Origin of the sequence: Myroides oncorhynchi, from assembly GCF_020905415.1 — a bacterium.
Classification (GTDB): domain Bacteria; phylum Bacteroidota; class Bacteroidia; order Flavobacteriales; family Flavobacteriaceae; genus Flavobacterium; species Flavobacterium oncorhynchi_A.
This window is the reverse complement of record NZ_JAJJMP010000001.1, coordinates 807,644-821,458: the sequence shown is the minus strand read 5'-3', so window position 1 is coordinate 821,458 and position 13,815 is coordinate 807,644. Positions and strand designations below refer to the sequence as shown.

The following is a 13,815-nucleotide window of genomic DNA, read 5'->3' as shown; positions in this document are numbered from 1 at the left end:
GGTTATAGGTCGTATTGTTTTATTTTTCTATACAGGGTTCTTTCAGATATATTTAATTCCTTAGCAGCTGCCTTGCGTTTTCCACTGTGCCTTTCCAGTGCTCGTTTGATTAATTTAATCTCTTGATTTTCTAAGTTAAGTGGTTCGTCATCTACTGTTTCAGCTTCTAGATAGTTAGAAGTATCTTCATCATCATCTACTGTATCATGGAACATTAAACTGTTATTATTTGCTAGATGACTCTCCATTTGTATTACATCTAAATCAGTAGTTGGGGGAGCCATTAGTTCTGGTAATTCAGTTTTTTTAGTGCCATATATCTTCTGAATTAGGGTTTTATTAGATTCAGACACAGCACCTTTATCATGTTGTAGTAATTCAAGCGTAAGTTTTTTAAGATCTGTTAGATCACTTTTCATATCAAATAATACTTTGTATAAAATCTCACGCTCATTGCTAAAGTCTGATTCTGATTTAGAAGTATTGATAACTGAAGGTAACTGCCTATCGTGGTTAGGTAGGTATCCTTGTAAAGCAGATATAGATATTTCTCTATTGGTTTCTAGTACAGATATTTGTTCTGCTACGTTTCGCAGTTGACGGATATTCCCGTACCAATTATACCTCATTAGATACGCAGCAGCAGCAGGTTCTAATTTGATAGGAGGCATTTTATATTTATGAGAAAAGTCAGAAGCAAATTTTCTAAATAGGAGATGAATATCTTCACCACGTTCTCTAAGAGGGGGTAATAGTATTTCTACTGTACTTAGTCTATAGTATAAATCCTCTCTGAATTTACCTTTGTTAATTGCATCAACCATATTTACATTAGTAGCTGCGATGATGCGGATATCTGTCTTCTGTACTTTAGAAGAACCTACTTTTATAAATTCCCCATTCTCTAATACACGCAATAATCTTACCTGTGTAGTTAACGGAAGTTCTCCTACTTCATCTAGAAAGATTGTTCCTCCATTAGCTTCTTCGAAATAACCTTCACGAGTACCAATTGCACCCGTAAAAGCTCCTTTTTCGTGTCCGAATAACTCACTATCTATTGTCCCTTCAGGGATAGCGCCACAGTTAACAGCGATAAATTTGCCGTGTTTGCGGTGTGATAATGAGTGTATGATTTTAGGAATACTTTCTTTACCTACACCACTCTCTCCAGTGACTAATACTGATATATCAGTAGGAGCTACCTGTATAGCTTTCTCTAATGCGCGATTTAATTTCACGTCATTACCGATAATCTCGAAGCGTTGTTTTATAACTTGAAGGTTTTCCATTTTTTTAATTTAAATATTGCTATTTACTCTTGCATAGAAGAGTATCCTACAGGCTTACCAATAAGTGTAGCAGATGTACAGTCTGTGATTTCTACCATGACGAAGTCACCTACATTATAATTCTCTTTAGGGAAGATTACAGTCGTATTCTGAGAGTTACGCCCAGACCATTCTACTTCAGATCTCTTAGATGTTTTCTCTATTAGCACCTCTACTGTAGTACCTAAAAATCGTTCCATACGTTCAAGACCGATAGCACGTTGTACATCGATAATCTCGCTTAAGCGACGTTTTTTAACCTCTTCTGGTACATCATCTTCTAGTTTACGGGCAGCCAATGTCCCTGGTCTTTCTGAGTAAGCGAACATATAACCAAAGTCATATCTGACATGCTCTATAAGTGATAATGTGTCTTGGTGATCTTCCTCTGTCTCCGTAGGAAAACCAGTTATGATGTCCTGTGATAACGAAATATCAGGAATTAGTTCATAAATCTTATCTACTAATGCGATATATTGTTCTCTAGTATGCTGGCGGTTCATCTCTTGTAAGATACGTGTGCTTCCAGATTGTACTGGTAGGTGAATATACTTACAGATATTATCATGCTTAGCTACCATTTCGATTACTTCGATATGCATATCTTGTGGATTAGATGTAGAGAAACGGAATCTCATCTTAGGGAACATAGTAGCACATTGATCTAATAGCTGAGCGAAGTCCACTGCAGTTGCTTTTTGCATCTCAGTTGCTTTCTCGAAGTCTTTCTTAAGACCTCCACCATACCATACGAAGCTATCTACGTTTTGACCTAATAAAGTTACCTCTTTAAACCCGCGTTCTTTTAAATCTCTAATCTCTTCAATGATACTCTGTGGATCACGACTACGCTCACGACCTCTAGTGAAGGGTACTACACAGAATGTACACATATTATCGCATCCTCTAGTGATAGATACGAATGCCGTCACTCCATTACTCTGAAGACGCACAGGAGAGATATCACCATAAGTCTCGTCTTTAGATAAGATTACATTGATAGCATCTCTACCTTCTTCTACATCTTTTAATAGATTAGGAAGATCTTTATAGGCATCTGGACCTACTACCATGTCTACGATTTTTTCTTCTTCTAAGAATTTAGCTTTAAGACGCTCTGCCATACAACCTAATACCCCGACTTTCATCCCAGGATTCTTAGTCTTCATTTGGTTGTACTGAGTAAGGCGTTTACGCACAGTTTGTTCTGCTTTATCTCTGATCGAACATGTATTTACTAATACTAAATCAGCCTCTTCTAGTTTATCAGTTGTATTATATCCTTCGTTAGATAGGATAGAAGCTACAATCTCACTGTCAGAGAAATTCATTTGACAACCGTAGCTCTCGATGAATAGCTTCTTCTTGTTGTCTTGCTTTTGTTCTAATTGTAAGCTTGTACCTTGTTTATTTTCGTCAATTACCTTTTCCATAAGATACTTAAGGGTGTTTTACTTTAAGCCACAAAGATACTTTTTTTTCACTAACTGACAAGATGACAGCGAGTAAAAAGTAGGTGGTGTTTAGCAATCAAGTAACTGTGAGTAGTTGAGACAAAAGCAATAAATAAAGAGGGAATTATATCAACACAGAGAGTAATTAATTAGGCGTAATATTCTTTGAATTTTGATATTGTATATTTGTTATATATGTTGTTAATTTATAGTTTATTTGCGAGAATAATTTGTTTTATAGACTCGTATTTGTTTAATTATAAATAATAATTTACATATAGGATGTTGTATGATAAAAGTTTTAAAGTAGATTACCTATTTTATAAAAGTACCGTTATTGGACTTTTAGGGTTAATATTAGGCGTTATGCTGGTTACACTGTTGTACATAATAGGTGTGTGTGAGTATGTATTAGATAATCTTCAATTAGGTAAGTATTATAATTGGGTTTTGACATTGTTTCTATTACCATATTTGGTAGCTGTATTTGTACTAGCACGTAAGTGGTTGTTTCCACATATTAAGTTAAAACAGGTTGTGGCAGGGGATCAAACAATCTCTTTTTATAGAGCTGATAAAGTACTTAGTATGCGCTATGAAGACGTGACTAAAGTAGATGTGGCAGTGGATAAGTACGAAGGAGGAGATGCTATAATGAAGGTCTCTACATACTATTTTTATACGACTAAAGGTAATTTTAGCTTAATAATGGATTATAGTAAAGAAAAAACGATGCTATCAGACGAATTTCATCAAGTCATTAGGGCTAGACTTCGTATGGAGGAGTATAGTGTAAAACAGAATGGGGGTACTAATAAGTTCGTAAGGACATATAAGCTAAAATTATAAGTTATGCAGAAGAGTGATTTTGTGTTTAAGGGTAGTAAGAAGTTGAGTAATCTGTGGATGACTGCTATCGCTATAGCATTGAGTTTTTTAGCGTTCTACGTGATTTCCTTTATAGTGGAACGTACTTATGGAGCATTTACAGTCAAGGAACTTCATCGCATAGTGGCGATAGGGTATTTCGGTGTATGTTATGGTATAGGATATGGTATCGTGTCTTTATATGTAAAGATGAACCTATCTGGAGTATGGCAGATAGAAATTGAAGGAGATAGTGTCCTTATAAGTTTTAAAAAGGAACAATGGAATATCGCTGTCAAGGATATAAAGAAACTATCTATTTCAGGGGATAAGTGCCAACTAGTCATGGAGATATACACTAATACTGCATCATTATCAATAGAGACAGCATGGGATAAATCTAATAAACAACAGAATGCTGGTATCTATGCTTTTGTTAATGTATTATGCCAAAAGGTAGATCAAGAACAATTAACAAGTGTCAGCGGTATGCCTCTGATAGAAGGGGATAAAGTAGAAGTAAGGTATGAAGTAAAATAGGGCTGTAATAGTTGTTTTTTTTCTCACGATGTTTAACCTTCTAAGGTATGTCAAGACAGTTTAGACTATTGAAAATTGCCATGAGTGATTTTTTGAATTACAGCATCCTAGGGTTTAAAATATTTATTATAAGTTGTTTTGTGTTAAGCACAACAGGTAAACATAATATAACTCCGATTTTTTAATATATGAAAAATGTTATTTTTGACTTAGATGGTACATTGTGGGATTCTCGTAGTAGTATTGTTAATGCATGGAATCAAGTGTTTGTTAGACGTGGTTATGAGTTGATTAACGCTGATAAGTTAACTCCTTTAATTGGCTTGTCTCAAAAGGACATTATAAGAAGCCTTTACAAATTATCTGACAAGGAGATTAATGATTTGCAAAGGGAGTTGTCTAGTGAGGAATTATTATACTTAAGAAAGTATGGTGGTGTCTTATATCAAGATGTGGAAAAATGTCTGAATACTCTAAAGAAGGACTATAATTTGTTTATTGTTAGCAATTGTCAAGATGGGTATATTGAGGTGTTTCTGGAATACTATCAGTTACAAAATCTGTTTCAAGATTTCGAATCAGCAGGTAGAACTAAGATGGAGAAGTCTGAGAATATTAGGCAAGTTATAAATCGAAATAATATAACTGATACAGTGTTCTATGTTGGAGATACTGAGTATGACTTAATATCTGCAAGGAAAAACAATATCCCTTTTATATTTGTTGATTATGGTTTTGGTAATACACAGGATTATGATTTTGTGATAAAAGAGTTTAAAGAACTACCTGTATTATTAGATAGCTTATAATGATTAATTATTGCAATAAAGTCGTAGAGTGAAGAATACCTATAATGAGCATTATAAGTTAAAATAGTCTACCCCTTCCTCTTAAAATAAAAATGCAAAGACTGATCTTTATGTGTCAGAATCTCTGTAGGGGATAAGTTTGTATAGGTCATACAGTCTTTAATAAAGTGAGACTGATCATAGTATCCACTGTCTAACACAATAGATAAGTAGTTAGTTTCAGTAGTTAGAAATAACTTGCGCAGGGTACTTTCGAATCGACTTACTACTTGAAACTTCTTAGGGGTAAAACCAAACTCTTCTTTAAACTTGCGTTCGAAGTGGCGAGTACTCATTGTAAGTTGCTTACTGATATCACTGATACAAGTGGCATTGTGATTAGTATATATCGTACGCATTGCTTGATCTAGAATGCTGTTCGTCTTTTGATGTTTTAAGAGTTGAATGGAAAAGAACTCATTTAAGAGTTGTTCTCTGTGAGTGATTTCTTTAGCGTAATATAGTTGGTTTATTAGTATGTCACCATCTTCTTTCCACAAGTCCTGTAGAGTCAGAAAATTATTATTTAGCTCATTAAAATTGATGTCACAGAAATGTCTAAAAGCACCGTGGTTAAAACGAATAGCGATAAAATCTAAACTGTCTGCCATACTAATATCCATATACTGACGAGGGCAGAGGATATGAGAGGTTGGTAACGATTGTTTATTAACAGAGAATGAGGTGTCGAAATGTATATATACATCGACACCTGTACCCGCTACTAGAGGAAACATAGTAATCGCTTCTACTGCTGTAGTAGAACTTCTCCAATAATATCTATTGATATAAGCTAATAGATTAGCTGTAGGCTTACGATGTGTTAATTGCATTGTTATTTTATAATCTCGATAATTGGGTCTTTAACATAGGTATGACCTACCGCATTAATAAATGTAGTGAAATGTGCTGTCTGCGTATGAGTATCAAAGCTAGCTTGATCTTTAAATTTCTCATTGAACACAAAATGAGTATCATCCTCTACATCTTGATATAAATTATACGCTATATTACCCGCTTCTAGTCTAGTGTGCTTGATTAATGCACTAGTCAACGTTCTGAATTCATTGATGTATTCAGGTTTGATATAAAACTGTGCAACTACAAATTTTTCCATATTGATAAAGATAAGTTATTAATTAGAACAAATGTATTTCTTGTGAATATAGTACCATTGTAAAAATGCGACATATTTGTAAAGTCGTATATATTTATCTCATAGCAGGTACATCTGTAAAGTTCTCTTTTTTCATTCTTTCTGTTCTTCTGTTATAGTGTCAAGCTCTAATATAGAACGTGAGTCATTGTTCGGTTTTTTATCCATTTGGTTCGTTTTTTCCTCATTTTCTGTTGTTTTAGCGTGCTTGATAATCTCTTTGTTTACTTTTCGGATAAAGCCAGGAGGAGTCCACTTCTTTAATTTTTCTTCTTTGAAGGGGATCCTGAAAGGTGGGATAGTTTTATCTTCATTAGAGCATTTCTCTGAATCTATAGTTGGATTTTGATCCAGAGTATGTACTTGATCTATTACCTGATTTTCTTTGAAAGAAAGTGTAATGGGAGATATAGTCTCTACTTCAGTTTTTGATTCCACTTCTTTAATTTCTCTTCTTTGAAGGGGATCCTGAAAGGTGGAATAGTTTTATCTTCATTAGAGCATTTCTCTGAATCTATAGTTGGATTTTGATCCAGAGTATGTACTTGATCTATTACCTGATTTTCTTTGAAAGAAAGTGTAATGGGAGATATAGTCTCTACTTCAGTTTTTGATTCCACTTCTTCTAGAAAGTTTTTAAGAGAGATATTTCTAGCTTGTTCTATAGGTATAACCTCAAAATGTAGCTGGTTTCCGTTCTAAGCTCCCTGTTCCCCGTTTCCTGCTTTCAGTTCCCCGTTTACTGTTTCCTTCTCTAAATTTCCCAATTCTATTATTCCGTGAAAGCAACTTGTACTATTGACACTGCCATCAGCGGCTTTCCACATACTCCAAAAGTAAACAGTACCCTTGTCCCAATCAGCAGGTATGCTAAAATGAGCGTACTTATCTACGCGATTTCCCACATCAGATATAGCTAAAAATTGATCCAAGGTCTCGTTATACAGCATCATTGTTAGTTTATCTGTATTTAGTGTTAGGGCATTAATCAATCCATTTCCCATTGTACTTTAAACTAGCCAGTCTTTAGACGATTAATCTTTTTAATTACTGCAGGGGCGAGGTTGCCGATAGATAATAAAGCTTCTTCTACTTTGACATGTTGTTCCCCATTGATTAAATTGATGCCTTGTGTCATTAGTCTAGAGATCATTTGTTCCTTACCTGCTATCCATTTTTTTCCCTTCAGCACAGGTGGACAATTTGCATTGACAAAATCCTTGAATTTACTTGCAAACGTTGATACTAGGCTCATCTTATCCCATTGGAGTAATTGCTTCATTGATGGTTTTTTGCTTGATTTACGAGGTTTAGCGCGGATGTAATTTACTCCTCTCCACGTTACTCCAACTACTGTTCCTATCTTACCATTTACGGGACCTAGTATACCCTGTTTGATTTCTGCCATGATTTTTGTTTTTTCGTGATGTTGTTTTTTTGTTGAGTCGAATTGTAATTCGTCCATACTATTCCCTATTTTCTAATATATAAAAATCTGAATGCCAAGTATATAATTGTTGAGAAAGTTTTATCGGTCGTTCAGCCCTTTGATGCTCTGACTTGATGGTTGAATGCGAATGGAATAGGTGTTCAAAAAGAGTGAAATATTTCCTTTTTTAGTCAGATTTCATTTTGTACAGGTTATAATTCATATTATAGTAAGTAAAGAATGAATGCTGAATAATAGATGTATGACAGCTGGTTTCTTGGAGATTTAAGCATTATCCCCAGTTATTGTCCTATCATTCTCCTATAATTGTCCTAGGAGTTAAGTATAAGGTAGATGTAGAGTAGGATTGAAGGTTGTTCTTGAGAAGTTCGTTGTTTTTATTTTTAAAATTAAGGTGTTGTTTTATAGTGTTTTGTGTTTTTTTGGATAGAAAAAAGATTTGTTTTTTTTTAGAATTTAGGTGTGTTAGATACTATATATGGATGAAAGAGAGGTAAAAAGATTTCATATTAAGGGATTAGTTCAATCTTTCTATACAGTTAAGGGATTAATTAAAAAAAATACGAAGTATTATTTTGAACATGAAGGTGCGTATTTTGAAGGATTTTTTTTTGTACTAATTTTTTAGATGACTATTAAATAGAACAATTAATTGTAATTCGATTGTAGTGAGGTTAGGTATAGATTAGTTGTATTATTCTTTGCTAAATGATATATGCACAAGTATAAAAAAGGACTATCGAAGCCTAGTTGAAGGTAATAATTAAAATTTTTAGAGAAATGTTATTAAATTGTATTATCTTTTGATTTTGTTTGTAAAAAAAATTAAAACATTGATTTGTGAACCTATTACTGGTTTATATTATGGATAATTTGGTAATTATTTTATAAAATATAGATTGGGATATTAGTTAAAACGGGTATTAATAAGTAGTAGCACGGATATATTCAAAAAAATCATATATTTTTGCTTCACAAAATAATGAAGTATGGCAAAGAATTTAGTGATTGTTGAGTCACCTGCAAAGGCAAAAACCATTGAAAAATTTTTAGGACAGGATTATCAGGTAGAATCTAGTTATGGACATATAGCAGATTTACCTTCTAAAGAAATAGGAGTAGATGTAGAGAATAACTTTAAGCCTAAATATGAGGTTTCATCCGATAAAAAGGCATTAGTTAAGAAGTTAAAGGATCTTGCAAAGAAAGCTGAAATGGTTTGGTTAGCATCCGATGAGGACCGCGAAGGGGAGGCTATTGCATGGCACCTAGCGGAAGAACTAAATTTAAAAGATACAAATACTAAGCGTATTGTATTTCATGAGATTACAAAAAATGCGATATTAAAAGCAATTGATAATCCTCGTCAGATAGATTATAACTTAGTGAATGCTCAGCAAGCTAGACGTGTATTAGACCGATTAGTAGGATATGAGCTTTCACCTATATTATGGAAAAAAGTAAAAGGAGGGTTGTCGGCAGGACGTGTGCAGTCAGTAGCTGTACGTCTTATCGTGGAGAGAGAAAGAGAGATTAACGACTTTAATGTAGAGTCATCATATCATATATCAGCAGAGTTTAAAACTGCTGAAGGAAAAACATTAAAAGCTAAACTACCTAAGAATTTTGCGACTGAAAAAGAAGCAAAAGATTTCTTAGCGATTAATATTGGTGCAGCATATAGGGTAGCTGATTTAGAAACTAAACCAGCAAAAAAATCTCCAGCAGCACCATTCACCACTTCTACACTTCAACAGGAAGCTGCTAGAAAACTTCACTACTCAGTAGGTCAAACGATGATGTTAGCACAACGTCTATATGAGAGTGGGTTAATTACCTATATGAGAACGGATAGTGTGAACTTATCAAAAGATGCAATGGGAGCGGCTGCGGCTGAAATCACAAAGTCTTATGGTGCGGAATATTCTAAACCACGTACTTATGTAACGAAAAGTAAAGGTGCTCAAGAAGCTCACGAGGCAATTCGTCCAACTAATATGGCACTTCATAATGCTGCTGTAGATAGAGATCAAGCTCGCTTATATGACTTGATTTGGAAGAGAACATTAGCTTCTCAGATGAGTGATGCTCAACTAGAAAGAACTAATGTACGTATCGAAGCAAACAAGTTTAAAGAACAGTTCGTGGCTTCTGGGGAGGTATTGTTGTTCGAAGGGTTCTTAAAAGTGTATTTAGAAGGGCATGATGATGAAGATGAAGAGGTAGAAGGAATCTTGCCAGCATTAAGAGTTGGAGAAGGATTAGAGCAGAATGCTTTAGTAGCAACACAGCGTTTTACGAAACCAGCAGCTAGATATACAGAAGCTTCTTTGGTTAAGAAATTAGAAGAGCTTGGTATCGGTAGACCTTCTACATATGCACCTACAATATCTACAATTATCGCAAGAACGTATGTAGAAAAGGGACAGACAGAAGGAAAAGAGCGCAACTATAAGATGATGATGCTTAGAGGTACTGAGGTGAAAGAGACAGTTCTTACGGAGAAAACTGGTTCTGATAAAGGGAAGTTAATCCCTACAGATATTGGTATGATTGTGAATGATTTCTTAGTTAAAAACTTCAAAACAATCTTAGATTATAACTTCACAGCTAAAGTTGAAGAAGATTTTGATGAGATTGCAGCTGGAAATGAAGATTGGGCAAAGATGATGAAAGAGTTCTATGACCACTTCCATCCAACAGTTAAGGATGTAGAGGAAAATGCAGAACGCGAATCAGGAGAGCGTATATTAGGAGTAGATCCTAAATCTGGACGAACTGTATTAGTTCGTTTAGCTAAGTTTGGACCTGTGGCTCAAATCGGTAATCCAGAGGATGAAGAAAAGCAATTTGCAAGTTTGGCAGCAGATCAAAATATTGGAACTATTACATTGGAAGAAGCTTTAGCTCTATTCTTGCTTCCTAAAACGCTTGGAGATTATAAGGGAGAAGAGGTAGAGGTAAACAATGGTAGATTTGGACCTTATGTTAGAGTAGGTAAAACGTTTATTTCATTGCCAAAAGGTGAAGAACCAGCTGATGTGACTTTAGACAGAGCTTTAGAGTTAATCAAGGAGAAAGAACAAGCAGATGCTCCTATCGCTACTTACCAAGGATTAGCTGTTCAAAAAGGTGTTGGCCGTTTTGGTCCATATCTAAAATGGAATGGTGTTTTTATTAATGTTAATAAGAAGTATAATTTTGATAACTTATCTCAGAATGATATTAATGAGTTGATAGAAGATAAGATTCAAAAAGAAAAAGATAAAGTTATTCACGACTGGACAGCAGAGGGAATAAGAGTTGAGAAGGCTAGGTGGGGACGCTCTGTAATTCTTAAAGGCAAGACTAAAATAGAATTGAGCAAGGATATAGATGCGGCTGCATTGTCTCTAGAAGAAGTAAAAGCGATGATAGAGGCAAAAGCTCCTGCGAAGAAAACTGCTGCTAAAAAGACTACTACAACGAAGAAGGCTACTGTAAAGAAGACAACTAAAAAGTAAAGAAAAATGATTTACGAACTATTAAAACCTATAGATAAAGACCTTATCAATTATATTGATGGGCTTCAAAGTCAATGTATAGGGAAGAAAGTTACTTTTTTTTCTGGTGGAAAATTTGATAATGAGGGTCGTTATTCTATTGCTATTATCGGTGTGAATGATAATAGAGGAAATGCAGATGCTATTGGTATCGTTGATATTTCTAAAATACGAAAAGCATGGTATTCTTTGTATCCAGGGAATTGGGGCGTAAATATTATAGATCTTGGAAATGTAGTTGCTGGGGAGCGTTTAGAGGATACTTATTATTTAATTAAAATGTTGGTAGCTGACTTGATTAAGCAAGGAGTTGTTCCTGTTTTAATCGGTGGGTCTCAGGATATGACTTATGCTATGTATAGAGCATATGATGTGTTAGAACAATCTGTAAATTTGGTTTCTATAGATGCTAAATTAGATTTGTCTAAATCTGAAGGGGATGTAGCGAATAGTTATTTAACACGTATTATTTTAGAAGAACCAACTAATTTGTTTAATTTTTCTAATATAGGATATCAGACGTATTTTAATGCACAGGAAGAGATTGATTTAATTAGTAGTTTATTTTTTGAGGCGTATCGCGTAGGAGAAATTTCAGGTAATGTTAAATTAGCAGAACCTGTATTAAGAGATGCTGATATTGTGAGTATAGATATGACATCTGTTAAATCTGCAGATTCAGGAAACTTTGAATTCTTTAATCCAAATGGATTCGATGGAAGAGAGATTTGCGCTTTAGCAAGATATAGTGGATTAAGTGATAGAGTTTCATCTTTTGGTATATTTAATTATAATAATAATAAGAATGAAACGTTATTAATAGCACAAATGCTTTGGTATTTCGTCGAAGGAGTAAATTATAGATCAAATGAATATCCCTTTGTTAGTAAGGCAGGGTATCTGAAGTATATCGTACCTGTAGAGGGATATGATGACCTGATATTTTATAAGAGCGATATCTCTGAACGCTGGTGGATAGAGGCTTCTATAGAGGCTGAACGCAAAGTATTATTACCTTGTAGTTATGAAGATTATGAGCTGGCTATAAGCCAAATTGTCCCAGAAAGATGGTGGCGAACAATAAAAAAAAGTATAGTGTGAAATTAATTTAACAAAAATAAATAATTTAGTTAAATTAATTTTTAGCTTTGTTTTGTGAAATAAAAGAAAAAAAAATTACTTGTTAGTATTTTAATTAATACGTAAAAAACCTAAAATTATATGAAGAAGATCATTACGTTAGGAGCAGTTTTGGCCTTAATGACCAGTTGTGGAACTGGGGATAAAGGAGAATTGATGCATGGTGTAGAAGGGAAGAAATGGATGAGTGATAAACCACAAGGGATGTCACTTATACCAGGAGGAACTTTTACAATGGGTCAAGCAAATGAGGATTTCTTAGGAGCTCAGGATGCGCCAACAAAAACAGTTACTATCGGTTCATTTTATATGGATGAAACTGAAATATCGAATAACCAGTACCGTAAGTTCGTAGAATGGGTAAAAGACTCTGTTGTTCGAACTAAATTGGCTGTTGCAGCTGATGAGATGGGTGTGTCTAAAGAAACTGGAGGTATCGGTGCTTATGCATTCGTTGATGCTGAAGAAAATTTAGAAAAGATGTCCGCTTACCAAAAGTATATGTATGAGAATTACTATAGCCTTCAGGTCAGTGATGATATCTATTCAGGTCGTCGTTTAAACAAAAAAGTGCCTTTAATTAAAGACACTAAGAGATATCCAGATGCAAATTATGTTGAGGTGATGGATTCATTGTATATCCCAGCTAGTGAGACATATAATGGGATGACTACTTTTGACAACTCTAAACTTAGATTTAAGTATTCTTATGTAGATGTAGATGCAGCTACTAGAGATAGATCTAATGAGAATAGAGGAAAGAGAAATAGACACTTAAAAACAGAGACACTATTAATTTATCCTGATACTACTCGTTGGATTAAAGAATTCCAATACTCGTACAATGAGCCAATGCACAATGATTATTTTTGGCATGAAGCATTTGGTGATTACCCTGTAGTAGGTGTTAACTGGAACCAAGCTAAAGCATTTGCTGCTTGGAGATCTATGTATAAAAATAATTTCCTTAAAGATAGTAAGCAAACTATCGAAATTAATGAGTTCCGTTTACCAATGGAAAGTGAATGGGAATATGCTGCAAGAGGTGGTCTAGAAGGGGCTATGTATCCATGGGGTGGACCTTATGCAACAGATGAGAAAGGTTGTTTTATGGCTAACTTTAAACCAACTCGTTATGATTATGCTGCAGATGGAGCACTTTATACTGCAAGTGTAAGATCTTATCCTCCTAATGGATACAACTTATACAATATGGCAGGTAACGTAGCTGAGTGGACTAGTACTACGTATGACCCATCAAGTTATTCACATATGTCTGCTTTAAAACCAAGAAATAGACCTAGTGATAGCCCTCTTAAAGTAGTTAGAGGTGGTTCATGGAGAGATCCAGCTTACTTCTTACAAGTGTCTACTCGTGATTCAGAGTATGCAGATTCAGCAAGAAGTTATGTTGGATTTAGAACAGTACAGTCAGTGTCAGGTTCTTTATCTCGTGTAAACCAAGCAAAAATGGCTCGTTAATAATT

General features: G+C 34.5%; 13 protein-coding genes. 6 read left to right on the top strand and 7 right to left on the bottom strand.

Annotated features, from left to right (window positions below):
• Positions 1-2: 2 nt before the first annotated feature.
• Positions 3-1,292: a sigma-54 interaction domain-containing protein gene (locus LNQ81_RS03605; protein ID WP_229944812.1), complete on the bottom strand. Its 1,290-nt coding sequence runs from the start codon at positions 1,290-1,292 to the stop codon at positions 3-5.
• A 23-nt stretch (positions 1,293-1,315) separates the two neighbouring features.
• Entirely contained in the window at positions 1,316-2,764 is a 1,449-nt protein-coding gene (gene miaB, locus LNQ81_RS03600) for a tRNA (N6-isopentenyl adenosine(37)-C2)-methylthiotransferase MiaB (protein ID WP_229944811.1), read from the bottom strand.
• Between the two features lie 387 nt (positions 2,765-3,151).
• On the opposite strand from miaB, the gene LNQ81_RS03595 reads away from it, so the two are divergent.
• The 3 genes from LNQ81_RS03595 to LNQ81_RS03585 all read left to right on the top strand — a co-directional run bounded on the left by LNQ81_RS03595 (position 3,152) and on the right by LNQ81_RS03585 (position 5,001).
• Positions 3,152-3,634: a hypothetical protein gene (locus LNQ81_RS03595; protein WP_229944810.1), complete on the top strand. Its 483-nt coding sequence runs from the start codon at positions 3,152-3,154 to the stop codon at positions 3,632-3,634.
• A 3-nt stretch (positions 3,635-3,637) separates the two neighbouring features.
• Positions 3,638-4,192 carry a hypothetical protein gene (locus LNQ81_RS03590; protein ID WP_229944809.1) on the top strand — a complete coding sequence of 185 codons (555 nt, stop codon included), beginning with the start codon at positions 3,638-3,640 and terminating at the stop codon, positions 4,190-4,192.
• Between the two features lie 188 nt (positions 4,193-4,380).
• Positions 4,381-5,001 carry an HAD family hydrolase gene (locus tag LNQ81_RS03585; RefSeq protein WP_229944808.1) on the top strand — a complete coding sequence of 207 codons (621 nt, stop codon included), beginning with the start codon at positions 4,381-4,383 and terminating at the stop codon, positions 4,999-5,001.
• A 68-nt stretch (positions 5,002-5,069) separates the two neighbouring features.
• Here the strand turns inward: LNQ81_RS03585 and LNQ81_RS03580 are convergent, their stop codons facing one another.
• The 5 genes from LNQ81_RS03580 to LNQ81_RS18245 all read right to left on the bottom strand — a co-directional run bounded on the left by LNQ81_RS03580 (position 5,070) and on the right by LNQ81_RS18245 (position 7,604).
• Positions 5,070-5,873 carry a helix-turn-helix domain-containing protein gene (locus tag LNQ81_RS03580; protein ID WP_229944807.1) on the bottom strand — a complete coding sequence of 268 codons (804 nt, stop codon included), beginning with the start codon at positions 5,871-5,873 and terminating at the stop codon, positions 5,070-5,072.
• 2 nt (positions 5,874-5,875) lie between these two features.
• Positions 5,876-6,157, bottom strand: a complete 282-nt coding sequence (locus LNQ81_RS03575) for a putative quinol monooxygenase (RefSeq protein ID WP_229944806.1) — start codon at positions 6,155-6,157, stop codon at positions 5,876-5,878.
• A 132-nt stretch (positions 6,158-6,289) separates the two neighbouring features.
• Complete coding sequence (locus LNQ81_RS03570) at positions 6,290-6,634, bottom strand: hypothetical protein (RefSeq protein ID WP_229944805.1); 345 nt, start codon at positions 6,632-6,634, stop codon at positions 6,290-6,292.
• Between the two features lie 260 nt (positions 6,635-6,894).
• Positions 6,895-7,200, bottom strand: a complete 306-nt coding sequence (locus tag LNQ81_RS18250) for a hypothetical protein (RefSeq protein WP_418887947.1) — start codon at positions 7,198-7,200, stop codon at positions 6,895-6,897.
• Positions 7,201-7,211: 11 nt separating this feature from the next.
• Positions 7,212-7,604: a DUF6266 family protein gene (locus tag LNQ81_RS18245; RefSeq protein WP_418887946.1), complete on the bottom strand. Its 393-nt coding sequence runs from the start codon at positions 7,602-7,604 to the stop codon at positions 7,212-7,214.
• A 1,031-nt stretch (positions 7,605-8,635) separates the two neighbouring features.
• Here LNQ81_RS18245 and topA point away from each other — a divergent pair.
• From topA to porK, 3 genes are all read left to right on the top strand, one after another.
• Positions 8,636-11,149, top strand: coding sequence for a type I DNA topoisomerase (gene topA, locus LNQ81_RS03560; protein ID WP_229944804.1), 2,514 nt, complete (start codon positions 8,636-8,638; stop codon positions 11,147-11,149).
• 6 nt (positions 11,150-11,155) lie between these two features.
• The gene (locus tag LNQ81_RS03555) at positions 11,156-12,289 is read left to right on the top strand and encodes a formimidoylglutamase (RefSeq protein WP_229944803.1); all 1,134 of its coding nucleotides are present in this window, start codon (positions 11,156-11,158) and stop codon (positions 12,287-12,289) included.
• A 120-nt stretch (positions 12,290-12,409) separates the two neighbouring features.
• The gene (gene porK / locus LNQ81_RS03550; protein ID WP_229944802.1) at positions 12,410-13,810 is read left to right on the top strand and encodes a T9SS ring complex lipoprotein PorK/GldK; all 1,401 of its coding nucleotides are present in this window, start codon (positions 12,410-12,412) and stop codon (positions 13,808-13,810) included.
• Positions 13,811-13,815 lie beyond the last annotated feature (5 nt).